We start from the raw sequence: 23,652 nt of genomic DNA, 5'->3' as shown, positions 1-23,652 counted from the left end.
GGTTCTCGACTTCGCTCGAACCAAACGGAGGGGGAAGGCTCACCGCTCCCGCGTGGCCGCGAACTTCACCTTCGAATAGCGGTCGGCGATGTAGCCCACCTCCCATGCCGATTTCGCCAGGAAGACCGGATTGTCGTCGCGGTCCTTGGCCATCGCCGAGCGGTTCTGGTCCATGAAGGTCTTCAATTCGGCCGGATCCTCCGCGCTGATCCAGCGTGCGGTCTCGAACGGTGCGGGTTCGAGGTTGGCGCCGACCTTGTATTCGGCCTCCAGGCGAGACAGCAGCACCTCGAGCTGGAGCTGGCCGACGACGCCGATCACCCAGTTGGAGCCGATCTCGGGATAGAAGACCTGGGTCACCCCCTCCTCGGCCATGTCGTCGAGCGCCTTGCGCAGCTGCTTGGTCTTCGTCGGGTCCTTGAGCGCCACGCGGCGCAGGATCTCGGGCGCGAAATTGGGCAGACCGGTGAAGCGCACGCCCGGTCGCTCCGACAGGGTATCGCCCACGCGCAGCACCCCGTGATTGGGGATGCCGATGATGTCGCCGGGAAACGCCTCATCCGCCAGCTCGCGTTCGCGGGCGAAGAACAGGATCGGCGAATGGATCGCGATCGGCTTGCCATGGCCAGAGGGCGTCAGCTTCATGCCACGCTTGAAGGTGCCCGAGCAGAGCCGCATGAACGCGATCCGGTCGCGGTGGTTGGGGTCCATGTTCGCCTGAACCTTGAACACGAAGCCGGTGACTTCGGGGTTCGCGGGGCTGACCGGCGCAGGCTCGGCGGGCTGCGGGCGCGGCGGAGGCGCGTGTTCGGCCAGCGCCGCGATCAGCGAATCGACGCCGAACTCCTTGAGCGCCGAGCCGAAATAGACAGGCGTCAGGTCGCCGTTGCGATACGCCTCGGCATCGAAGGGCGCATAGCCCGCCATGGCGAGCTCGGCATCCTCGCGCAGCTTGGCGACACCCGGCGCGGAGAGCAGTTCGTCGAGCTTCGGATCGTCAAGGCCGGAAACTTCGACCACCTTACCAAGGAACTCGCGGCTCGGCCCCTCGGGCAGCAGCAGGCGGTTGCCGACCAGGTCGTAGATGCCCTCGAACTCGCCGCCCATGCCGACCGGCCACGTCATCGGCGTCACGTCGAGCGCGAGCAGCTCGGCGATCTCGTCCAGCGTCTCGAACACCGGGCGGCCTTCGCGATCGACCTTGTTGACGAAGGTGATGATCGGAACCGAGCGGAGGCGACAGACCTCGAACAGCTTGCGCGTCTGGCTCTCGATGCCCTTGGCGACGTCGATCACCATCACCGCCGAATCGACGGCGGTCAGCGTGCGATAGGTGTCCTCGCTGAAATCCTCGTGGCCCGGCGTGTCTAACAGGTTGAAGGTGATCCCCTCCCGCTCGAACGTCATCACCGACGAGGTGACGGAGATGCCGCGCTGCTGCTCGATCTTCATCCAGTCAGAGCGGGCACGCCGCGCCGCGCCGCGCGCCTTGACCTCGCCCGCCAGATGGATCGCGCCGCCGAACAGCAGCAGCTTTTCGGTGAGGGTGGTCTTGCCGGCGTCGGGGTGCGAGATGATCGCGAAGGTGCGGCGGTCGTCGAAATGGCTCATCGTGCGCCGCCCCTAGCGGCTATTCGTGCGCGGCGCGAGTGGGGTCAGCAGGGTGCGGGTACCGGCTCAGCCTGTCGCTCGAGCAGCATCGAGACGCCGAGGAACAGCAGGCCACCGAGCGCCAGCAGCGCGCCAACCCAGCCGGTCGAGGTCCAGCCATAGCCCGCCGCGATCGCGATGCCGCCCAGCCACGGTCCGAGCGCATTGGCGGTGTTGAACGCCGAATGGTTGAGCGCGGCGGCCAACGCCTGTGCCTCGCCCGCGACGTCCATCAGCCGGGTCTGGAGCACGGTGCCGAGCGCCCCGCCAATGCCGATCGCCAGCGCGCCGAGGCACAGCGTCCAGAGCGTGCCGGTGGCGAGCGGCCACATCAGGAGCGCGATCGTCGACCAGATCAGCAGCCCCGCCGCAGTGGGCAGCAGCGCCTTGTCAGCAAAACGTGGGACGATCAGGTTGCCACCGGTCATGCCGATGCCGAACGCCGCGAGCGCGACCGGGATCGCCGCCTCGCTCGTCCGCGTCACCTCCAGCATCGTGTCGGCAAGATAAGTGTAGACCGCGAACATGCCGCCGAAGCCGATTGCGCCGACCGCGAGCGTCAGCCAGATCTGCGTCTTGCCCAGCGCCTTCAACTCGCGAAGCGGGCTTGCCGCCGGATCGGGCTCGTCGCGCGGGGCGAGGATGTAGACGAGCAGCGCGGTGGTGAGCGCGAGCGCCGCGACGAGCGCGAACACCCAGCGCCAGCCCACCGCCTGCCCTAGGAAATTCGCAAGCGGCACGCCGACAATGGTCGCCGCGGTCAGGCCGAGCATCACCCGCGCCACCGCCTTGGTCCGCTCGCCGGTCGGCACCAGCCCCGCCGCGACCAGCGCGGCGATGCCGAAATAGGCCCCGTGCGGCAGCCCCGCGAGGAAGCGGAAGCCAAGCATCTGCTCGTAGCTGCCGGCGAGCCCCGAGAGGCCGTTGCCGACCGCGAACAATGCCATCAGCGCGACCAGCAGCATCCGCTTCGAGAAACGGGCAGCAAGGATCGCGAGGACGGGCGCGCCCACGACGACGCCCAGCGCATAAGCGCTGATCGCGTGCCCGGCAGTCGTCGCGTCGATGCCGAGGTCGCGGGCGAAGAAGGGCAGTAGGCTCATCGTCGCGAACTCGGTCGTGCCGATCGCAAACCCGCCCACGGCGAGCGCAAGATGGATGAGGCCCGCGGGGGCCTGACGGGCTTGAGCGAGGGCTGGCATTGCGCCGAGATCGTGATGCTGCACCGCAGCGTCAACTGCACGCCGCGCAATCGTCAGTGCGTCAGCGTCACCTGCATCGCCACCGACCACGTTTCGCCAGGCGCCAAGCGCTTGATTCCGGGCTTTTCCCAGATCTCACCCGCGAACCCCTCAGGATCGGCGATGCCGTGCCAGGGCTCGACGCATACGAATGCCGCGCCGGGCTTGGTCCAGATGCCGAGCATCGGCGTGTCGGGGAAATCGATGCGGAGTTGCGGCGCGCCCTCGACCCCGTAACGCACCGACTGGCTGCGGATTGACTGCCAGACCAGCGCATCGACGGCAAACAGATCGTCGTCGAGCGCCAGCGTGCGTCCGACAAGCGGGCTCTCGCGATCGGCGGGGCCGATCAGGCCACCGGGCACGATCCGCGCGAGCTTCGCCGGCTCCTCGGCATTGAACACGATGCGGTGGTCGGCGCGATCCCGACCATAGGGGAGCGGCCAGGCGAAGGCCGGGTGGAAGCCGATGCCCGCGGGCATGTCGCGGCCGCCGCGATTATGCGCGGTGACCGTGGTGGTCAGCGTCGGTCCATCGAGCGCGTGCCGCACGTCGAGCGCGAAGGCGAAGGGATAGACCGCGCGGCTTGCCTCGCTGTCGGTCAGGCGCAGCGTCGCCGCATCGCCTGACTGCTCGATTACCTCAAAGGTCGAACGGCGGGCAAAGCCATGCTGGGGCAGCGGATATTCGCGGCCGTCCAACCGATAGACGCCGCCATTCAGCGCGCCGACGATCGGGAACAGGATCGGCGCGTGGCCAGTCCAATAAGCCGGATCGGCGTCGGTCATCAGCTCGCGAGCGTCGGCATCGCGAAGCGACACGAGCTCGGCGCCGAGGGGGTCGATGCGCGCCGACAGATGCTCGCTCGCCAGTTCGATCATGCGTGCCGCCATTGCCAGCGTATCAGCGGCCGCGCGAGCGCCACGCCGACGATGAAGCCCCCGACATGCGCCGCGCCGGCGACGGGCATGTCGGTGCCGGCGCTGATGAAGGTGACGAGAAGGTTGATTGCGGTCCATGCCGCCACCAGCCAGATGATCTGCACCGCGCGCGCCGAAACGGGACCGATCGCGCGCGTGCGGTTGCGGCTGTAGAGCAGCGAATAGGCACCGACGATCGCGGAGATCGCGCCGCTCGCCCCGATCATCGGCACCGCGGAAGCAGGATCGATCAGCCACTGCGCCGCTACCGCGCCGATCGCGCCGACAAGATAGAGGACGACTATGCCCTTCGTCCCTAAAGCCCGCTCGGCCGCCATGCCGGTATAGCCGAGCATGAGGAGGTTGAAGCCCAGGTGGAAGAGGCTGGCATGGACCAAGGTCGCGCTGAACGGCGTCAGCCAGACCGGCAACAGGTCCGACTGGTCGAGCAGCGGCAGCGCATCACCGATCCGCGCAGGGATGAAGCCGGCATAGACCGCGGCATAGCCCACCATGTCCGACAGGATCAGCACCGCCCCCGCGATCGCCGTCACGATGGCGATCGCGGCCGTGGCGGACGCGCGCGTCAGCATCGAAGCGCTCAGACGAACTCGATCTTGGATACGACGTAATAGCGGTCGCCCGCAGGCACCGACACCTCGACCTCGTCATCGACGCGGCGGCCGATCAATGCGCGGCCAAGCGGCGAGTTGTAGCTGATGCGGCCCGTCTTCGCATCGGCTTCGGTCTGGCCGACGATCTGATAGGTCACGGGCTTGTCGTCCTCGTCGAGGAGCGTCACCGTCGCGCCGAACACCACCTTGTCGCCCGACAGGTCGCGCGGGTCGATTACCTGCGCGCGGGAAAGCTTGTCCTCGATGTCCGCAATCGACGCCTCGATCTGGCCCTGCCGCTCCTTGGCGGCATGGTACTCGGCGTTCTCAGACAGGTCGCCGTGCGCGCGCGCTTCCTCGATCGCGTCCACGATCAGGGGACGCTCCGCCTTCAACCGCTTCAGCTCGCTGGAAAGCTTCTCATAGCCCTCCTGAAGCATCGGCATCTTCTCGACGGTCGCCATAGCCAGTTCCTTCAACAGCCCCTTTTCGCGCGATCCGTCACCCGGACCGCCCGCACACCAAACCGATTGTTATGGGGATTAATCGTGCGAGCGCGAATAATAGGCCTGTAGTGATCGCACTTCAAGGGACTGGCGCCCTTGTGCCGCGATCCCCTGCGCCGCCGCGACGCTGGCGGGCGCCGTGGTGAAATATGGCACCTTCATGTTCAGCGCCGATCGGCGGATGTCAGCCGAGTCCTTCAGCGACTGCCACCCCTCGGTCGTGTTGAAGATCAGGTCGACGCTGCCGTCTAGGATGCGGTCGACGATGTGCGGGCGGCCCTGCGCCACCTTGTTGACGCGCTCGACCGCAATCCCCTGTTCGCTGAGGAAGTCGGCGGTGCCGCTGGTCGCGATGATGTTGAAGCCGAGCTCGGCGAGCAGCTTGACGCCGGGCAGCACCACCGCCTTGTCGCCGGCCTTGACGCTGACGAACAGCGTGCCCGACTGCGGCAGGATGGTGCCCGCCCCCAGCTGGGACTTGGCAAAGGCCGTAGCGAAATCGCGATCGATCCCCATGACTTCGCCCGTCGACTTCATCTCGGGCGAGAGGACGGGATCGACGCCGGGGAAGCGCGCAAAGGGGAAAACGGCTTCCTTGACGGCGATGTGATCGACGTGCCGGTCGATCGGCGGCAGGTTCGCCAGCTTCTCGCCCGCCATCACCCGGCTTGCGTACTTGGCGATGGGCGCGCCGATCGCCTTGGCGACGAAGGGTACGGTGCGGCTGGCGCGCGGGTTGACCTCGATCAGGTAGACTTCGCCGTCCTTCACCGCGAACTGGATGTTCATCAGGCCGACGACGCCGAGCGCCTTTGCGAGCACCGCGGTCTGCCGCTCGATCTCGGCAATCACGTCGGCGGGCAGGCTATAGGGCGGCAGCGAGCAGGCGCTGTCGCCCGAATGGACGCCCGCCTCCTCGATATGCTGAAGCACGCCGGAGACGGTCACGTCGGCGCCATCGCTGATCGCATCGACATCGACCTCGATCGCGTCGCGCAGATACTGGTCGATCAGAACCGGCGCATCGCCAGAGACTCGCACAGCGGTCTGGATATAGGCTTCGAGCTGCGGCGTGCCGTCGACGATCTCCATCGCCCGGCCGCCGAGCACGTAGCTGGGGCGCATCAGGACGGGATAGCCGATCCGTTCGGCCACCGCGATCGCCTCTTCGCGGCTGCGCGCGATGCCGTTTGCTGGCTGCTTCAGGCCCTGCCTGGCGACGAGCGCGGCGAAGCGCTCGCGGTCCTCGGCAAGGTCGATCGCGTCGGGCGAGGTGCCGAGGATCGGGATGCCGGCCGCTTCCAATGCGCGGGCAAGATTGAGCGGCGTCTGCCCGCCGAACTGGACGATCACGCCGACCAGCTCGCCGTTCGACTTTTCGGTCTCGAGGATCTCGAGCACGTCCTCGGCGGTCAGCGGCTCGAAATATAGGCGATCGGACGTGTCATAGTCGGTGCTCACCGTCTCCGGATTGCAGTTGACCATGATCGTCTCGTAACCCGCCTCCGCCAGCGCGAAGCAGGCGTGGCAGCAGCAATAGTCGAACTCGATCCCCTGCCCGATCCGGTTCGGCCCGCCGCCCAGAATGACGATCTTGCGCCGGTCGGTGGGCTGGCTCTCGTCCTCCGGCGCGCCGAAGATCGGCGCTTCGTAAGTCGAGTACATGTACGGCGTCTTGGCCGCGAACTCGGCGGCGCAGGTGTCGATGCGCTTGAAGACGGGGCGGACGCCGAGTTTGTGGCGAAGCTCGCGCACCTCGCTCTCGGTCACGCCGCCGGTCATCGCCTTCACCGCCTCGCGGATGAGGCCGCCGCGCGCCTGGAACCGGTCGCGCAGCCCCGCCGAGGTCATCGAAAGGTAGCCGAGCCGCTTGTCGCTAAAGCCCATCGCCTTCAGGCGGCGCATCCCCGCGGCGTCGCGCGGCAGGCCGTTGGCGATCACGTCGGCCTCGGCGTCGACGATCTCCTTGATGCGGTTGAGGAACCAGGGATCGTATTTGGCGATCGCATGGACTTCCTCGACCGACAGGCCCTCGCGAAGCGCCTGCGCCGCGACGAGCAGCCGGTCGGGGGTCGCCTGCGAAAGCGCCGCTTCGATCTCGGCCTTGGGTGCGCCCTTCAGATGCTCGACATCGTTGAAGCCGGACAGGCCGGTCTCGAGCCCCCGCAGCGCCTTTTGCAGGCTCTCATGGATCGAGCGGCCGATCGCCATCACCTCGCCCACCGACTTCATTGCGGTCGACAGGAGCGGTTCGGAACCCTTGAACTTCTCAAACGCGAAGCGCGGGATCTTGGTCACGACATAGTCGATCGTCGGCTCGAACGATGCTGGCGTCGCCCCGGTAATGTCGTTCTCGATCTCGTCGAGCGTGTAGCCGACTGCCAGCTTCGCCGCGACCTTGGCGATGGGGAAGCCCGTCGCCTTGGACGCGAGCGCCGAGGAGCGGCTGACGCGCGGGTTCATCTCGATGACGATCAGGCGGCCATCCTTCGGATTGACCGCGAACTGGACGTTGGAACCGCCTGTTTCGACGCCGATTTCACGCAGCACGGCGATGCTCGCCGAGCGCATGATCTGATATTCCTTGTCGGTCAGCGTCAGCGCCGGGGCGACGGTGATGCTGTCGCCGGTATGGACGCCCATCGGGTCGATGTTCTCGATCGAGCAGACGATGATGGCGTTGTCGGCGCGATCGCGCACGACCTCCATCTCGTATTCCTTCCAGCCGAGCAGCGATTCCTCGATCAGCACCTCGGTGGTGGGCGAGGCGTCGAGGCCCTTGCGGACGATCTCGACGAACTCTTCCTTGTTGTACGCGATGCCGCCGCCGGTGCCGCCCAGCGTGAAGCTCGGGCGGATGATCGCGGGCAGGCCCGTCTTCTCAAGCCCTTCGAGCGCTTCCTCGACCGTGTGAGCGATGGCCGAGCGGGCGGATTCGAGCCCGATCTTGTCCATCGCGACGCGAAACTTCTGCCGGTCCTCGGCCTTGTCGATCGCCTCGGCATCGGCGCCGATCATCTTGACGCCGTATTTCTCGAAAGTGCCGTCGTGGAACAGCGCCAGCGCGGTGTTGAGCGCGGTCTGGCCGCCCATCGTCGGCAGGACCGCGTCGGGCCGCTCCTTCTCGATGATCTTGGCGACGATCGCGGGCGTGATCGGCTCGACATAGGTCGCGTCGGCGAGCTCGGGATCGGTCATGATCGTCGCGGGGTTGGAATTGACGAGGACGACGCGATAGCCCTCCTCCTTCAACGCCTTGATCGCCTGCGTGCCCGAATAGTCGAACTCGCACGCCTGCCCGATGACGATAGGCCCCGCGCCGATGACGAGGATCGAGGAGATGTCGGTGCGTTTGGGCATTAGTTTGTCCAAAGAAGGCCTTTGAGGTCGCCGGCGAAGCCCACGACCCCAACGATTAACAGGATGCGCTGAACCAGAAGCCGAATGAGATCCGGCTCGGGGTCCGGCAATTCAGCTAAAAGTTGGGCGCTTTCGACGTAAGCAGCGACTCTTGCAGCCTCGGCATTGGACAGCTGCAACTGGGCGACCTCAGCACGTGCCCGCTCAAGAATCAGAAGCAGCTTTGATTGAACCTGCGGCGTAAACCGAAGCGCTCGATGCTCTCCCGTCCATTTTGAGGAATCAATTGGAAGCAACTTAATCAGTCTGAGTGCTTCTGACAGGCCACCATCTGCGGCTGCCTCGGACACTGAGTACAGGTCTTGATGCATCTCTACGGCGAAGCTCGGACCGATCGCAAAGAATGTGTCAACGGTGATCGGTGAGCACTCTTTGAGGTCAATCTGCCCATGATCCGGATGATCCAAAATCACTCCGTCCAAACCATCAGCCTCAACGTCAAACGCGATTATCGTGTCATTTGCCTTCAGCGCGGCCAAAGTCGTGCTGTATTCCTGACTATTTGGTTCGCCAAACGCCTGTTCAAAATCGCGCTTCAATCCGAAATCTGTAAAAAAGCTATCCTGCTCTAAAAGCATTGCTAGCAGGCGCGCTTTCAACATTACTGCATACCATCCAACATCCCCACGAACCGCTCGAACAGGTAAAAGCTGTCCTGCGGCCCCGGTGACGCCTCGGGGTGATACTGCACGCTGAACGCGGGGCGGTCGGTCAGTTCGAAGCCGGCGTTGGAGCCGTCGAACAGCGACACGTGCGTCTCGCGCGCGGTCTCGGGCAGCGTTTCGGTCACGACCGCGAAGCCGTGGTTCATGCTGGTAATCTCGACCACATTGTCGGCGAGGCGCTTGACCGGGTGGTTGGCGCCGCGATGCCCCTGATGCATCTTCGTCGTCTGCGCACCCACCGCCAGCCCGAGCAGCTGGTGGCCGAGGCAGATGCCGAACACCGGCAGCTTTGCATCGAGAATCTGGCGGATGACGGGCACGGCGTACTCGCCGGTCGCCGCGGGATCGCCGGGGCCGTTCGACAGGAACACGCCCGCGGGCTTCAGCGCCATCACTTCCTCGAAGGTCGCGGTGGCGGGCAGCACCGACACGCGCGCGCCGGCAGCGACGAGATTGCGGAAGATGTTGCGCTTCGAGCCATAGTCGATCGCGACGACGTGGGGGCGGTCGCTCTCGTCGCCCGCGGGCCGGTCCGCGCCGTCCTCGACGCTGTCGTCATAGCCCGCGCCGAGCCGCCAGAGACCACCCTCCCAGCCATAATGCGTCGCGGTGGAGACCGACTTGGCGAGGTCCATGCCCTCCAGCCCGGGCCAGGCCCGCGCCTCCGCCAGCAGCGCGTCGATGTCGAACCGGCCCTCAGGCGAGTGAGCGATGACGGCGTTGGGTGCGCCCCCTTCGCGGATACGTCGAGTCAGCGCGCGGGTGTCGATGCCGGCGAGGCCGATGCGGGCGTGCTTCTTCATCCACTCGTCCAGCCGCTCGGCCGAGCGGAAGTTCGACGGCTCGGTCACGTCCTCACGGACGATCATGCCGAGTGCGTGGGGGTCGTCCGCCTCGATATCCTCGGCATTGGTGCCGACATTCCCGATATGCGGAAAGGTGAAGGTGATAATCTGTCCGGCATAGGAGGGATCGGTCATCACCTCCTGATATCCGGTCATCGCGGTGTTGAAGCACACCTCGCCCACCGCCGCGCCCTCGGCCCCGAAACCGCGGCCCCAGATCACCTCGCCACTGGCCAATACCAGTACCCCCGTAGCTCCTTCAGGCGCATGACTAGGGTTGGCGTCGGCCATGGGGCTGGCTACTCCGTAAGCAGGGTTGGCGATGTCGCTAAGCCGCGTCCGCTAGACCCCGTTCGCTCCCCCGTCAACCGGGTGACGGGCGGGGCATCGTCGGCTAGGCGTCACCGTTTCCGCTTCACCGAAGAGACCGCACATGATTCGCGACGACATCAAGGCCGCGCTCGTCACCGCCATGAAGGGCGGCGACAAGGAAGGGACGGCCGCCATCCGCCTGATCCAGTCGGCGATCAAGAATCGCGATATCGAGGTGCGGACCGGCGGCGCCCCGGCGGACGACGACGCACTGGTGGTCGAGGTGCTGCAGAAGATGGTCAAGCAGCGCCGCGAGTCGATCGAGATGTACGAAAAGGGCGGCCGCCCCGAACTTGCCGCCGCCGAAGCGGCCGAGGTCGCGGTGATCGAGCGCTTCCTGCCCCGTCAGATGGACGCGGCCGAGACCGCCGCGGCGATCGAGACGATCAAGGTGGAGCTGGGCGCGAGCGGCATGAAGGACATGGGCCGGGTGATGGCCGAGCTGAAGGCGCGCCACGGCGCGGTGATCGATATGAGCAAGGCGAGCGCGGCGGTGAAGGCGGCGCTGAGCTGAGCTTCGATCTCTCCACCAAGGAGAGGATTTACACCCCGCCCTTCGCGGTCTGCCGCGCCAGTTCCTTCTCGAACGCCGCCTTCGTCGCGGCGAGCCGGCGTGGCCATTCGCCGGGATCGACGAAGGCCGCCGCATCGCCACCAGCCTGCCGAGCACGCTTGGCGGCAAGGTCGAAGCCGCTGGCGTGGAAGTTGACGAAGATGTCGGGCCGCATCGGCGCAAGCCTCGCAAAGCTGCGCCGGAAATCGGCGGCGGCGTTCGGATAGCGCCTGCTGCCGACCAACTGCTGGTCGGCGACGGTCAGGCTGCACGCCAGCAGCACCTTGAGCGGCCGCCCGCGCCCGATCGCAGGATCGCGGACGGTGGTGGTGAAGCTGGTGCAACCCGGCGTGTGCCCCGGCGTGGCAAGCGTCGTGATCCGCGTCGCGCCGACGCTGACCACCTCGCCGTCCTTGAGTACGCGATCGACCTTCACCGGCGCGAAGGGCGGCAGGTCGTCGCGGTCGATCGCTCGCCCGGTCTCGAGCGTCCGCCGGTCGGCCGCGCTTGCCCAGAGCGGCGCGCCGGTCGCGGCCTTGAGCGCCGCCAGCCCGTCGGCATGATCCCAGTGCGCGTGGTTGACGAGCAGCCGCTTCACGTCGCGCGGGCGGAAGCCGAGCGCCTCGATATTGGCGCGGATCTGCGGCACGCTTTCGGACAGCGCGCCGTCGATCAGCACGTGCCCGTTCGGATCAGTGACGAGATAGGCGGCAAGCTCGCTAGTCCCGACATAATAGAGATTGCCGGCGATACGGAACGGCGTCTGCGGGCGATTCCATTCGGTACGCTGGTCGGATTGGAGCGTAGCGAGGGCGAGGAGAGCGAGGGCGCGGATCATTCCCCCGGCCTGCCCGATCGGCCGGGCTGCGGCAAGCGCGGCGGCGCCACGCGGACGGGGCTGAGCCACGGCTGGTCGCCGGGCCATGCGACCCTGGCTACGCGCGCGCTGTCGAGGTCGATCGACACGCCGCCGGTCTTGGCCAGCTTCGGCCGGTCGAGCCGCAGCCAGCGGGGCTCGCAGCCGCGCGGCAGTCGGCGGTCGCTGACGACGATGTCGCTCGTCCGGCACAGACGGAGCATCGCACCGATGGGGATCAGGTCACCGCTCCGCGTCGCCGCCACCCGCCACCGCCGCCCCCCGGCGCCCAATGTGGCGGTACAGACGTCGCGGCTGCACCGCGCATCGTCGGCATCGTCGATCGCGCCGAGCTCGCCATCGATCCCGGCCGCCTCGCTGAGCATGCCGCGGACATACTCCCCCGCCCGCTCGCGCAGAACGCGCATCGACCCGTCGCGTCCGCGGATCTCGACATGGCGACCGTCGCCGGTGACGATGAGATCGGGCGCGGGCGCTGCCACCGCCATTATGGCACCGGTTGCGAAGGGCAGCGTCCCCAACCACCGCCACCGAGTCCGCCACAGCGCGATCCAAAGCCCGCCAGCAACCATCAGCGCGAACGCCGCGACCGGCATCGTGGGCAGCGCCGCGACGGAGCCCGGCGCACCGGCGACGGCATTCGAGAGCCACAGCAACCCCTTGAGCGCGACCTCCGCCACCCACCAGATCGGTGCCCCCAGCCCCACTGCGTCGAGCAGCAGCGCCAGCGCCTCGGCCGGCATCACGACGAAGGTGGTGAGCGGGATGGCGACGAGGTTGGCGAGCGAGCCGTAAAGCCCGGCCTTGTGGAAATGGAACAGCCCGATCGGCATTAGCACCAGTTCGATGACGAGCCCGGTCAGCAGCAGCGAGCCGAGCCCGCGCAGCAGCCGCCACTGCCGCCCCTCCTCGCGGGGGGCGAACCAGCTGTGAACCACCGGGCTCTCGTGCAACGCGACGATGGCGGTGACGGCGGCGAAGCTCAGTTGGAAGCTCGCCGAGGCGATCGATTCGGGCCAGAGGACGAGCACGACCAGCGCCCCCGCCGCCACCAGCCTGAGCGTGATCGCCTCGCGCCCGAGCGCCAGCGCGGCGAGCACGATCAGCGCAGCGACGAGGCTGCGGACGGTCGGCACCTCGGCACCCGTGAGCCAGGTGTAGAAGCCCGCCACCCCCGCCGCGATCAGAGCGGCAACGAGGGGCAGCCGAAAGCGGATCGCCAGCACCGGAAACAGGGCGAGGAGCCGCAGCGCCACCAGCATCGTCGCGCCCACGACAGCGGTGACGTGGAGGCCGCTGACCGACAGGAGGTGGGCGAGGCCCGCGCGGCGCAACGCCTCGTCATCCTCGGGCGTGATCGCACCGCGGTCGCCAGTGACGAGCGCGGCGGCGATGCCCCCGGCGCTACCCTCGACCCGGCCATGGATATGCCGGGTCAGCCGGTCGCGCATCCGCTCGCCCGAGGTCGCACGCGTCGGTTCGATCGTGATCGGCCCCAGCGCCGTGCCCGTCGCGCCCAGCCCTGAGAACCAGGCCACGCGCGCAAAGTCATAGGCACCGGGCACCGCAGGCGCCGCTGGCGGCATCAACCTTGCCTTGAGCATGACCCGCGATCCAGCACCTATCCCGGCTCGCAGCTTCGCCGCATCGACATTGACCCGCACGCGCGGCGGCAGGTCGCTCCGCTCAGTTGCCAGCGTCAACCGGACGATCCCGCGAGCGGGCAGCCGCTCGATCCGCTCGACCGGCGCGGCGAGATCGACGACCGCCGGGCGCGCCAGCACCGGCGCCGCCACCCGGTCGGCCCGCCACCAGATCAGCGAGCAGCCGAGCGCCGCCGCCAGCGCGCCCACGGCGATGGAGCGCGCCAGCCGCCCGCCCCGCCCCGTCGCCAACGCCGCCGCCGCGAGCGCGAGACAGCCGAGGATGAACGCGATCCATTGCCCCCGCGCCGGCAGCATCAGCCAGGCGGCCATGCCGCCGCCCAGCGCCACCGGCAACCACAACGCCAGCTGGTCGCGCTCTCGTTCAAGCCAGTGCTCGATCCAAAGCAGCGGGTTGAAGGCGGCCGCCCACGCCCCGATTTGAAGCGTGCCGGGGTGCGTGCTAGGGGCGCGGCCGGGCCGAGAAGCCATCACCTGTTCAGCTTGGGAGCAACGGCGCGTGGGCGCAACCGATCAGATCACCGCCGACACTGCCGCCCCCGTGGTCACGCGCTTTGCCCCCTCGCCCACCGGCTTCCTCCACATCGGCGGCGCGCGCACCGCGCTGTTCAACTGGCTGTTCGCGCGCCATCATGGCGGCAAGTTCCTGCTCCGCATCGAGGACACCGACCGCGCGCGCTCGACCCAGCCAGCGATCGATGCGATTCTCGACGGGATGCGCTGGCTCGGCCTCGATTGGGATGGCGAGGCGGTGTTCCAGTTCGCACGCGCCGATCGCCATGCCGAGGTCGCGCACCGGCTGCTGGCGGCGGGCCACGCCTATAAGTGCTTCGCCACGCCCGAGGAGTTGACGGCGCTCCGCGAGGAGCAGCGCGCCGCGGGCAAGCCGATGCGCTACGACGGGCGCTGGCGCGACCGCGATCCGGCCGAAGGTGGCGACCGGCCCTTCGTCGTCCGGCTCAGGGCGCCGACCGAGGGCAGCGTTACGATCGAGGATCGCGTGCAAGGGTCGGTGACGGTCGCCAATGCCGAGCTCGACGATTTCGTCCTGCTCCGCTCGGACGGCACGCCCACCTATATGCTCGCGGTCGTCGTCGACGATCATGACATGGGCGTCACCCATGTCATCCGCGGCGACGACCATCTCAACAACGCCTTCCGCCAGCTGGCGCTGATCCGCGCGATGGACGCGGTCGAGGGCGGCTGGCCCGATCCGATCTATGCCCATATCCCGCTGATCCACGGGTCGGACGGCGCCAAACTGTCGAAGCGCCACGGCGCGCTGGGGGTCGAGGCGTATCGCGACGAGCTCGGCATCCTGCCCGAGGCGCTGGGCAATTATCTCCTCCGCCTCGGCTGGGGGCATGGCGATGACGAGATCATCAGCCGCGAGCAGGCGACCGAATGGTTCGACCTCGCCGGCGTGGGCAAGTCGCCCTCGCGCTTCGACCAGAAGAAGCTCGAAAATCTGAACGGCCTCTATATTCGAGCCGCCGACGATGCGCGGCTGGCGAGCCTCGTCGCCGAACGGCTCGGCGTCGACGCGGACGGCCGGGCGGTCATTCAAAGCGCGATGCCGGTATTGAAGCTGCGCGCGGCGAACCTCAACGAACTGGCCGAGGGCGCGCGATTCCTGTTTGCGGTCCGGCCGCTTGAGATCGACGAGGATGCGAGGCCGCTGATCGAGGGTGGAAACGCCGAGGTTCTTGCTGCGTTGCACACCGTACTTGACGCGCTGCCGCACTGGGATACGGAAGCGCTCGAAACGGCGGTACGCGGGGTCGCCGAGGCGCGCGGGATCAAGCTGGGCGCGGCGGCACAGCCGCTGCGCGCGGCGCTCACCGGGCGGCGGACCTCGCCGGGCATCTACGACGTGCTGACCTTGCTCGGCCGTCACGAAAGCCTGGCGCGGATCGCCGACCAGATGGCCGTCACGGCCGACCGATAGGAAGGACACGCGAATGAGCGACACCACCGGCCAGACGATGAAGATCGGGGACAAGGACTATGCCGTCAGGCAGGGCAGCGTCGGGCCGGACGTCGTCGATATCCGCAAATACTACGCCCAGTCGGGCATGTTCACCTACGACCCCGGCTTCACCTCCACCGCGAGCTGCGAATCCGGGCTGACCTATATCGACGGTGATCAGGGCGTGCTGCTCCACCGCGGCTATCCGATCGGGCAGCTGGCCGAGCAGTCGAGCTTCATGGAGGTCGCGTACCTCCTGCTCAACCACGAGCTGCCGTCGAAGGACGAGCTCGACACCTTCATCTATACGATCAGCCGCCACACGATGCTGCACGAGCAGCTCGCGCAATTCTATCGCGGGTTCCGCCGCGACGCGCATCCGATGGCGGTGATGTGCGGCGTCGTCGGCGCGCTGTCGGCCTTCTATCACGATTCGACCGACATCGCCGACCCGCACCAGCGCATGGTCGCGAGCCATCGCCTTATCGCCAAGATGCCGACGATCGCGGCGATGGCGCATAAATATTCGATCGGGCAGCCTTTCCTCTATCCCGATAACTCGCTCTCCTACACGGGCAATTTCCTGCGCATGACGTTCGGCGTGCCGGCCGAGCCCTATGTGGTCAATCCGGTGGTTGAGAAGGCGCTGGACCGTATCTTCATCCTCCACGCCGATCACGAGCAGAACGCTTCGACCTCGACCGTGCGGCTCGCGGGCTCGTCGGGTGCCAATCCGTTCGCTTGCATCGCGGCGGGCATCGCCTGCCTCTGGGGCCCGGCGCACGGCGGCGCGAACGAGGCCGCGCTCAACATGCTGCGCGAGATCGGCACGCCCGAGAAGATCCCCGAATATATCGCCCGCGCCAAGGACAAGAACGATCCGTTCCGCCTGATGGGCTTCGGCCACCGCGTGTACAAGAACTACGATCCGCGCGCGACGGTGATGCAGCAGACGGTGCGCGAGGTGTTCGAATCGCTCAATGTCAGCGATCCGGTGTTCGAGACCGCGCTCCGGCTCGAGGAAATCGCGCTCAAGGACGATTATTTCGTCGAGAAGAAGCTGTTTCCGAACGTCGATTTTTACTCGGGTGTGATCCTGTCGGCGATCGGTTTCCCGACGACAATGTTCACCGCGCTGTTCGCGCTCGCGCGCACGGTGGGCTGGGTCGCCCAGTGGAACGAGATGATCTCCGACCCCGAGCAGAAGATCGGTCGTCCGCGCCAGCTCTACACGGGGCCGACGCAGCGGGACTACGTGCCGGTCGACCGGCGCTGATGCACCGGCTGCGATCGGTCCTGTCGGTGCTGGGGCTGGTCGTTGCCCTGCTCGGCATCCTCTGGATGCTGCAAGGCCTCGGCATCGTCGGCTGGCCGGCTTCGAGCTTCATGATCGGCGACCAGGTGTGGGTGACGATCGGCTCGGCGGTGGCAGCGGCGGGCGTGCTGCTGATCCTGATCGGGCGCCGGTTGCGCTAGAGTAGCAGGTCAGCCTTCGGGCAGGGTCAGCGTGAAGCGCGCGCCCTGCCCCGGTTCGCTGTCGACCGTGACGTCACCGCCCATCGCCCGGGCCAGCCGCCGGGCGATATAGAGGCCGAGCCCGTTGCCGCCCGGCTCGTTGGTGTCCACCCGGCCAAACTTGTCGAAGATGCGCGCCTGATCCTCGCGCGCGATGCCGCGGCCCTGGTCGGCAACCGTCACCGCCACGCCGCCCGCACCGCGGTCGAGCCGCAGCCACACCATCCCGCCGCGCGGGCTGTAGCGGACCGCATTGCCGATCAGGTTGACCAGGATCTGGAGCGCGCGGCGGAACTCGCCGATCGCGGGCAGCACGTCGTCGATCGCGGGTCGGTCGATGCGGACGTCGGCGTTGGTGGCACGCACCGCCAGCAACCCGGCAGCCCGGCGGGCGACGTCGGCCAAGTCGATTGGCTCGGCCTCGACCGCGAAGTCGGGCCGCTCGATCGCCGACAGGTCGACCAGGTCATCGACCAGCCCCATCAGGTGCCGCGCCGCACTCGAGATATCCTGCGCATACTCGACATATTCGGGCCGGACGGGGCCGTCCGCTTGCGCGCCGATCGAATCGGCATGGGCAACGATGCGTTGCAAGGGCGTTCGGAGTGCGCGGTCGAGGCGATCGGCGAACTGCTCGCCAAAGGCAGGCGGCGGCGGAGCGTCCGGTTCAGGCGGAGCGTCGGCGAAGCGGCCGATGCCGACGAACCCCGCAAAAGCGCCCGCGCCGTCCACCAGTGCCCGAGCACCGAGTCGCACCGCGCGTCCGTCCGCGGCGATCCGGGCGGGCTGATCGGCGAAGCTGCCGCGATTGGCGGCGGCGGCGAGCAGCGGGATCAGCGCGTCGTCGGTGCTGAGATCGAACATGCGCGTCAGCGGCTGGCCGATCGCCCCGCCATCCAAGCCCTCACCGGTCAGAGCGGTCAGCAGCATGGCCGCGTCGCATTCCCAAGCGAACTGCGCCTCCGCCTCGTCGAAGCGGTCGCGGTCGCGCGGGGCGGTCGCTGGCTCGACTTCCCCGACGGGCCAGCCGCTCACCTCGATCTCGGTGCCGGCGGCGGTCGGGCGGGCACGAACCCAAAGCTCGATATCCGCCTCCCCGTCCGCGACGACGGCCGGGCGGGCAATGACGATCCCGAGCCGCCGCGCGAGCCGCGCCAGCGCCGCGATTGCTGGCAGCGCGAGCGGCAGCCCCTCGCCGCCGCCGGCTGCGGCATTGAGCGATGCAAGCCGTTGATCGGCGCGGACGAGCCGGCCGTCGAGGTCGATCGTCGCGGAGGCGACGTCGGACGTTGCAACGGTCATGATCCGGCGGGCCCGTCTAAACGGACGTCGCGATACCCCTGTGGCAGGCGAAGCGCCGCGATGGCCTTCGTCACTGCAACGGCGGGCAGGGCCATCATGATGTCGAGCTGGTCGGCAAAGCGCTCGAGGTCGCGCCGGCGGTCGGCCTCCGACAGCGAATAGCCGACGCGGGCGATGCTTTCCCTAGGCAAGTCGAGGCTGCGGAGCAGCAACCACAGGCGCGGATCGGCGGGCTCGACGATCAAGCCGCGCACGGCCTCATATGGGGCACCGGCTGCGTGTGCGATCAGTGCGGCGAGCAGGACGATGCGTCGCTCGGCCAGGCAATGATCCATGGCCTCGGCCAGTGCGGGACCACGCCGGTCTGCCAACCCGGCCAGCCGCATCGCGGCCGCTTCCAGCCGCTCGCCCTCATCGGCCTGCGAAAGTGCCTGCACGGCCCCGTCGGCGAGCGCCCGGTCGATCGCCGCAGCGGAATCGGCTGGTGCAGCCGCTTCCTCGGCGATCGCAGCGGCGATCCACCAGGTAAACTGTGCCTGGCTCTCGGCAGGAAGGTCGATCGCATAGGGCGGCTGGTCCGGGGGTGTACGGCGGCGGCTCTCGGCCAGGCGCAGCGCCGATGCGGCACGCTCGGCCGCGTGGCCAGCAGGGGCAAAGGGAGGAACGGATTCGACTACCCCGCTCGGCAGTGCGGCGCCGATCAGGTCGAGCGTCACGCGGCCAATCAGGTCGGCGGCCACCTCGCCCTTCCGGGCCAGCCGATGCTCGATCTGCGAAAGGATACGAGGCGCCGCCACCCCGGCGAGCGCGGTGGCAGCGCCCTCGTCTTCCCGGCGCAGGCGGCGGAGCGCAAATTCATGGATGTCGGCGCCGATCGTGCCGACGATCGCCCGAAGCAGGGTGCGCAATGCAGCGCGGCGACGGTCGTCGAGCCGCGCGGCATCGGGAATCAGCAGATCGCGCACCGCCCCCTCGCGCAGACGGCGGGCAAGCGCCTCCGCCCCATCGGCCTCCGCCAGCAGGGTCGCGGCATCGACGGGGGGGCCGCCATGCGGGTCGGTCGGGTCGAGCGACATGCTGGCAACGTCCTAACCGGCTGTCGTTAAAGAGCCGCTAAGCCTTCAGCCGCAGCGTTTCGATCGCCGCGCCCAGCGTTATCATCGCATAGGCGGCGATCACCGCCAGCCCTGCCCAGGAGAAACCGGCGAGCGCGAAGGGCGCGAGGATCAGCGGGTAGCCAGCCGGACTCCCCCACCACCAGCCTGCGCGTGCGCCGCTTCGTTCGGTCATGCCGGCTGCGGCCACGGCGACCACGGCGAGGACGATCGGCGTCGCGGTCGCATCGACGAACGAGGCGGCAAGGCCGGTCGCCAGCACGGCGATCGCGGCGATCGCGGCGATCGCCCGCTCCTGCGCCAGCGCCCGGCGATCGTCGCCGCGCAGCCAGCTGAGCAACGAGCCCGTCGACAGCGCCGCGATAGCGAGCAGCGACAGGACGAGGCCGGCTCCCGCGCTCCCGAGCCACGCTGCGACGAGCCCGCCCGCGGTCAGTAGGCCGGCGGCAGCCGGTGCGCCCCAGTGCGGTACGCCGCGCGCCGCCAGCTTCGGCAAGGCGAAGCGCGAGATCGGCGTGAAGACGAAGCGGTCGGGCCAGTCGGTGCGCCCGTTTGCGAGCGCAGCAAGCACGGCATTGCCGCGGCTGGCGAGCGCGCCCGCATTGCGCTCGACGCCGTGGCCCGCGCGCTTGGCGGCGGCGGGAAGCTGAACCTGTGCCGCGCCGCCCGCGACGACGACACGCAGCAGCGTCGACTGGAAGTCGTATTCTCGCGGCATGCCGGCGATTTCCTTGAGCCGTGTGGCGCTCAGCGCGGCAAGACCCGCCCAGACGTGACCGGCATCCACGCGCTCGACCGCGGCGGGCGAGGCGGCCTCGGCCAGCACCATCAGCGTGTCGGGCTGGGCGAAGGCAATGGCGCGCACGGCCTGATCGGTGGTCACGAGCGAGTCGGCGACGACGACGATGCTGGCGAGCGGATGCGCCTTGGCCGCCGCTTCCTCGGCGGAGCGAACGACATCGATGGCGATGCCTCGCCGGCCGATCCGGTTGACCGCGGCGAGCAACGCCGGCGTCACTCGCGCGACCGCAATCATCAGGTGAGCCGCGCCGCAGCCGATCAGCAGTCGCGCCTGATATTCGATCAGTGTCATGCCGCCGAACGGCAGCGTCGCCGCCAATGCCTCGCCGCGATCCTCGGCGGCCTCGGTTGCGAAGATCAGGCCGGCGATCATGCGCCCGCCCGGTGCAGCGTTCCGCCGGTCAGCGGCGCAGGGGCGCCGGTAGTGCCCGGGAAGCTGAGCGGCAGGCCCATGAGCGACCGCACCGCCATATAGGCGAAGCCTTCCGCCTCGAGCGCGTCGCCGTTCCAGCCGAGCATGTCGGCGGGCTCGGGGATCAGGCCGGTGCGCTCGGCGATCATCGCCATCAAAACCGGATTGCGCCGGCCGCCGCCAGCGACGATCAGCCGGCTGGGCCGCGCGGGCAACAGCCTCAGCCCCTCGGCCACGGTCTGGGCCGTGAACGCCGTCAGCGTCGCCGCGCCGTCGGCGTCGGCGAGGCCGCGGGCGGGCTGAACGGTGAAGTCGTTGCGGTCGAGCGATTTGGGCGGTGGCATGTCGAAATAGGGATGGTCGAGCATTGCGGTCAGCACCGCCTCGTCCACCCGGCCCGTTGCGGCAAGTGCGCCGCCGTCGTCGAACCGGTCGCCGCGCGTCTCCGCCACCCAGCTGTCGATCAGGCCGTTCGCCGGGCCGGTGTCGAATGCGATCAGCGTCTCGCCGTCGATGAAGGTCACATTGGCGACGCCGCCCAGGTTGAGCACCGCGACCGGCCCCTCACCGCCCGCGACCAGCGCCCGGTGATAGACGGGGAGCAACGGTGCCCCCTGCCCGCCCGCCGCCACGTCCGCGCTGCGGAAATCGGCCACTACGTCGATGCCCGTCGCCGCCGCAAGCGCCGCGCCATCGCCCAGCTGCCACGTCCAGCCACGATCGGGCCGATGCGCGATAGTCTGGCCGTGGAAGCCGATCACCGAGACGTCCGCCGCACCCGTCTCGCGCAGCAGCGCCGAGACCGCCGCCGCATGGGTGACACCGATCCGCGCCGCTGCCTCATCGATCAGCGGATCGGGACCGGGTGCGGCCATCGCCAGCGCCCGCTCGGTCGCGGCCATCAACAGCGCGCGATCGGCGTCGCTCCATTCGATCGCGACGAAGCCGAGCGACCGCACCACGCCTTCGCCATCGGTCTCGACCAGTGCGGCGTCGATCGCATCGATCGACGTGCCCGACATCAGTCCGATCGCCTTCACGCAAGCACCCCTGTCCATGGGCATTCCTCTAGCCCGTCGTCCGGCGAAGTATAGATGCCCCCTCGCCTGGCCACGATTTCATGCTATCGGCGCGCCGTCATGAGCGAATACCGGTCCGAGCTTCTTCGCACGCTGTCGGCGCGCGGTTACATCCATCAGGTGACGGACGCCGCCGCGCTCGACGCGCTGGCCGCGACCCAGGTGGTGCCCGGCTATATCGGCTTCGACCCCACCGCGCCGTCGCTCCATGTCGGCAGCCTCGTCCAGATCATGCTCCTGCGCCGGATGCAGCAGGCGGGGCACAAGCCCGTCGTGCTGATGGGCGGCGGCACTGGCAAGATCGGCGACCCGAGCTTCAAGGACGAGGCGCGGCGGCTGATGACCGACGAGGTAATCGCGAGCAACGTCGCCTCGATCAGGACGGTGTTCGACCGCTTCCTCATCTTCGGCGACGGGCCGAGCGACGCGGTGATGGTCGACAATGCCGACTGGCTCGACAAGCTCGAATATATCCCGTTCCTGCGCGACATCGGCCAGCATTTCTCGGTCAACCGGATGCTGAGCTTCGATTCGGTCAAGCTGCGGCTCGATCGCGAACAATCGCTGAGCTTCCTCGAGTTCAACTACATGATCCTCCAAGCCTATGACTTTCGCGAGCTGTCGCGGCGCATGGGCGTGCGGCTCCAGATGGGCGGGTCGGACCAGTGGGGGAACATCGTCAACGGCATCGAGCTGACGCGGCGCGTCGATCGGACCGAGGTCTACGGCGTCACCACCCCGCTCATCACGACGGCCGATGGCGGCAAGATGGGCAAGACGATGTCGGGCGCGGTCTGGCTCAACGAGGATGCGCTGCCGGCCTATGACTATTGGCAGTTCTGGCGGAACACCCACGATGCCGATGTCGGCCGGTTCCTGCGCCTCTTCACCGACCTGCCGCTCGAGGAGATTGCGCGGCTCGAGGCGCTGGGCGGCGCTGAAATCAACGAAGCGAAGAAGGTCCTCGCCGACGAGGCGACGACGATGTGCCGCGGCCGCGACGCCGCGGTCCTGGCTGCGGAGACCGCGCGGCGCACCTTCGAGGAGGGTGCGGCCGGCGAGGCGCTGCCCACCCATCCCGTGCCCGGCGGGTCGATCGGCATCGTTGATGCGCTCGTCGCGCTCGGCCTCGCCGCATCGAAGGGCGAGGCGCGCCGCCTGATCAAGGGCGGCGGCGCGCGAGTCGATGGCGAGCGGGTCGAGGACGAGACGCTGCTCGTCTCGGTGGCGGGCGAGGGTGTGCGCGTCTCGGCCGGCAAGAAGAACCACGGGCTACTCGTGCCGCAAGGCTAACGCCGCATTAGCGCTGCTCGTTTTCCTGGCTTTCAGCCCGCATCTCCAATGCTGAAACCATCGGGGGCGGAGGGGCCAGGTGGGGCAGGCGATAGAGCGTATCTTCTTCGACGAACGGGCCGAGCATCGCGACGAGGTTCACCTCCGCGCACGCGGGTTCGGTCCCGATGCCCGGCCGCTCCCGCTGACGATCGTCAACCTCTCCCCACACGGCCTTATGGCGCGCTGCGACGCCGCCTTTGAGGAGGGCGCGCGGCTGCGCGTCACGCTGCCGGTGGTCGGCGTCATCGTAGCGGAGGTTCGCTGGTCGCTGGGCGGGCGGATCGGCTGCCGCTTCGAGCAGGGGATCGATCGCGCAAGCTATTACGAGATGCTCGCAGCGATCCTGCGCCGCTAGCCCTTGCGCACCACGACGACGCCGACCAGCACGAGGGCAACACCGGCGATCTTCACCCAGGTGACGGGCGCGCGCGGCAGGCCGATCAGGCCGAAATGGTCGATGACGAGCGCGGCGACGAGCTGGCTGGCGATCATGATCGTCAACATCGAGGCAAGCCCGAGCCGCGGCGCCGCGAACGCCGCCGCCGCGACGAAATAGGCGCCGTATGCGCCGCCGACGAACATCCACGGCTTCGCGCCCTTGAGCGTAGCCAGCGGAGTCCGGTCAAAGCTGAGCCACGCGGCCACGAGGATCGCCGTCCCCACCGCGAATGAAATCAGCGCCGCCAGCGTCACCGATCCGATCGACCGGCCCAGCGCGGCATTGGTCGGCGACTGGGTCGCAAGGCCGACGCCGGCAAGCAGCGCGGCAAGGATCGGAAGGATCGGGCTCATCGCCG

General features: G+C 68.2%; 21 protein-coding genes. 6 read left to right on the top strand and 15 right to left on the bottom strand.

Annotated features, from left to right (window positions below; all coding sequences use genetic code 11):
• Nucleotides 1–39: 39 nt before the first annotated feature.
• From COC42_RS00690 to carA, 8 genes are all read right to left on the bottom strand, one after another.
• Nucleotides 40–1,611 (bottom strand): peptide chain release factor 3, encoded by a 1,572-nt coding sequence (locus COC42_RS00690; RefSeq protein WP_096341388.1) that lies wholly within the window; start codon nt 1,609–1,611, stop codon nt 40–42.
• 44 nt (nt 1,612–1,655) lie between these two features.
• A complete protein-coding gene (locus tag COC42_RS00685) occupies nt 1,656–2,852 on the bottom strand; it encodes an MFS transporter (protein WP_096342990.1) in 1,197 nt (398 codons plus the stop codon).
• A gap of 53 nt (nt 2,853–2,905) precedes the next feature.
• The gene (locus tag COC42_RS00680) at nt 2,906–3,772 is read right to left on the bottom strand and encodes an aldose 1-epimerase family protein (protein WP_245843750.1); all 867 of its coding nucleotides are present in this window, start codon (nt 3,770–3,772) and stop codon (nt 2,906–2,908) included.
• On the bottom strand, nt 3,769–4,404 hold the full coding sequence (locus tag COC42_RS00675; protein WP_096341386.1) for a rhomboid family intramembrane serine protease: 636 nt from the start codon (nt 4,402–4,404) through the stop codon (nt 3,769–3,771). Before COC42_RS00675 ends, COC42_RS00680 begins: the two co-directional genes overlap by 4 nt.
• Before the next feature lie 8 nt (nt 4,405–4,412).
• Nucleotides 4,413–4,889, bottom strand: a complete 477-nt coding sequence (gene greA / locus COC42_RS00670) for a transcription elongation factor GreA (protein WP_096341385.1) — start codon at nt 4,887–4,889, stop codon at nt 4,413–4,415.
• A gap of 78 nt (nt 4,890–4,967) precedes the next feature.
• Nucleotides 4,968–8,291, bottom strand: coding sequence for a carbamoyl-phosphate synthase large subunit (gene carB, locus COC42_RS00665; RefSeq protein WP_096341384.1), 3,324 nt, complete (start codon nt 8,289–8,291; stop codon nt 4,968–4,970).
• Entirely contained in the window at nt 8,291–8,950 is a 660-nt protein-coding gene (locus COC42_RS00660; protein WP_141395752.1) for a hypothetical protein, read from the bottom strand. The genes carB and COC42_RS00660 overlap by 1 nt, the downstream gene beginning before the upstream one ends.
• Nucleotides 8,951–8,952: 2 nt before the next feature.
• Nucleotides 8,953–10,152: a glutamine-hydrolyzing carbamoyl-phosphate synthase small subunit gene (gene carA / locus COC42_RS00655; protein WP_096341382.1), complete on the bottom strand. Its 1,200-nt coding sequence runs from the start codon at nt 10,150–10,152 to the stop codon at nt 8,953–8,955.
• Nucleotides 10,153–10,294: 142 nt separating this feature from the next.
• On the opposite strand from carA, the gene COC42_RS00650 reads away from it, so the two are divergent.
• A complete protein-coding gene (locus COC42_RS00650) occupies nt 10,295–10,747 on the top strand; it encodes a GatB/YqeY domain-containing protein (RefSeq protein ID WP_096341381.1) in 453 nt (150 codons plus the stop codon).
• Between the two features lie 28 nt (nt 10,748–10,775).
• Here COC42_RS00650 and bla read toward each other — a convergent pair whose 3' ends face one another.
• Together bla and COC42_RS00640 are read right to left on the bottom strand one after the other, a co-directional pair.
• Entirely contained in the window at nt 10,776–11,624 is an 849-nt protein-coding gene (gene bla / locus COC42_RS00645) for a subclass B3 metallo-beta-lactamase (RefSeq protein ID WP_096342989.1), read from the bottom strand.
• A complete protein-coding gene (locus tag COC42_RS00640; RefSeq protein ID WP_176484522.1) occupies nt 11,621–13,798 on the bottom strand; it encodes a ComEC/Rec2 family competence protein in 2,178 nt (725 codons plus the stop codon). Before COC42_RS00640 ends, bla begins: the two co-directional genes overlap by 4 nt.
• A 28-nt stretch (nt 13,799–13,826) precedes the next feature.
• Here COC42_RS00640 and gltX point away from each other — a divergent pair, with 28 nt between their 5' ends.
• The 3 genes from gltX to COC42_RS00625 are packed head-to-tail and all read left to right on the top strand — an operon-like array spanning nt 13,827 to nt 16,772.
• Complete coding sequence (gltX, locus tag COC42_RS00635) at nt 13,827–15,275, top strand: glutamate--tRNA ligase (RefSeq protein ID WP_245843749.1); 1,449 nt, start codon at nt 13,827–13,829, stop codon at nt 15,273–15,275.
• A gap of 13 nt (nt 15,276–15,288) precedes the next feature.
• Nucleotides 15,289–16,572, top strand: coding sequence for a citrate synthase (locus COC42_RS00630; protein ID WP_096341380.1), 1,284 nt, complete (start codon nt 15,289–15,291; stop codon nt 16,570–16,572).
• Nucleotides 16,572–16,772, top strand: a complete 201-nt coding sequence (locus COC42_RS00625; RefSeq protein WP_096341379.1) for a hypothetical protein — start codon at nt 16,572–16,574, stop codon at nt 16,770–16,772. Before COC42_RS00630 ends, COC42_RS00625 begins: the two co-directional genes overlap by 1 nt.
• A 9-nt stretch (nt 16,773–16,781) precedes the next feature.
• Here the strand turns inward: COC42_RS00625 and COC42_RS00620 are convergent, their stop codons facing one another.
• From COC42_RS00620 to COC42_RS00605, 4 genes are read right to left on the bottom strand one after another with little or no spacing between them, the layout of a single operon-like run.
• Entirely contained in the window at nt 16,782–18,113 is a 1,332-nt protein-coding gene (locus COC42_RS00620) for a sensor histidine kinase (protein ID WP_096341378.1), read from the bottom strand.
• Nucleotides 18,110–19,189, bottom strand: coding sequence for a hypothetical protein (locus tag COC42_RS00615; RefSeq protein WP_096341377.1), 1,080 nt, complete (start codon nt 19,187–19,189; stop codon nt 18,110–18,112). Before COC42_RS00615 ends, COC42_RS00620 begins: the two co-directional genes overlap by 4 nt.
• Nucleotides 19,190–19,226: 37 nt before the next feature.
• Nucleotides 19,227–20,402, bottom strand: coding sequence for a hypothetical protein (locus tag COC42_RS00610; protein WP_096341376.1), 1,176 nt, complete (start codon nt 20,400–20,402; stop codon nt 19,227–19,229).
• Nucleotides 20,399–21,481 carry an anhydro-N-acetylmuramic acid kinase gene (locus tag COC42_RS00605; RefSeq protein ID WP_245843748.1) on the bottom strand — a complete coding sequence of 361 codons (1,083 nt, stop codon included), beginning with the start codon at nt 21,479–21,481 and terminating at the stop codon, nt 20,399–20,401. Before COC42_RS00605 ends, COC42_RS00610 begins: the two co-directional genes overlap by 4 nt.
• Nucleotides 21,482–21,580: 99 nt before the next feature.
• On the opposite strand from COC42_RS00605, the gene tyrS reads away from it, so the two are divergent.
• Nucleotides 21,581–22,813 (top strand): tyrosine--tRNA ligase, encoded by a 1,233-nt coding sequence (tyrS, locus tag COC42_RS00600; protein ID WP_096341374.1) that lies wholly within the window; start codon nt 21,581–21,583, stop codon nt 22,811–22,813.
• Between the two features lie 79 nt (nt 22,814–22,892).
• On the top strand, nt 22,893–23,210 hold the full coding sequence (locus tag COC42_RS00595; protein ID WP_096341373.1) for a PilZ domain-containing protein: 318 nt from the start codon (nt 22,893–22,895) through the stop codon (nt 23,208–23,210).
• Here the strand turns inward: COC42_RS00595 and COC42_RS00590 are convergent.
• On the bottom strand, nt 23,207–23,647 hold the full coding sequence (locus tag COC42_RS00590) for a DMT family transporter (RefSeq protein ID WP_096341372.1): 441 nt from the start codon (nt 23,645–23,647) through the stop codon (nt 23,207–23,209). The two genes, COC42_RS00595 and COC42_RS00590, sit on opposite strands and share 4 nt — an antisense overlap.
• Between the last annotated feature and the right edge of the window lie 5 nt (nt 23,648–23,652).

Source organism: Sphingomonas spermidinifaciens, from assembly GCF_002351485.1.
Classification (GTDB): Bacteria; Pseudomonadota; Alphaproteobacteria; order Sphingomonadales; family Sphingomonadaceae; genus Sphingomonas; species Sphingomonas spermidinifaciens.
Note: the sequence above shows the minus strand (reverse complement) of the source record. Positions and strands in the feature narration are given on the sequence as shown.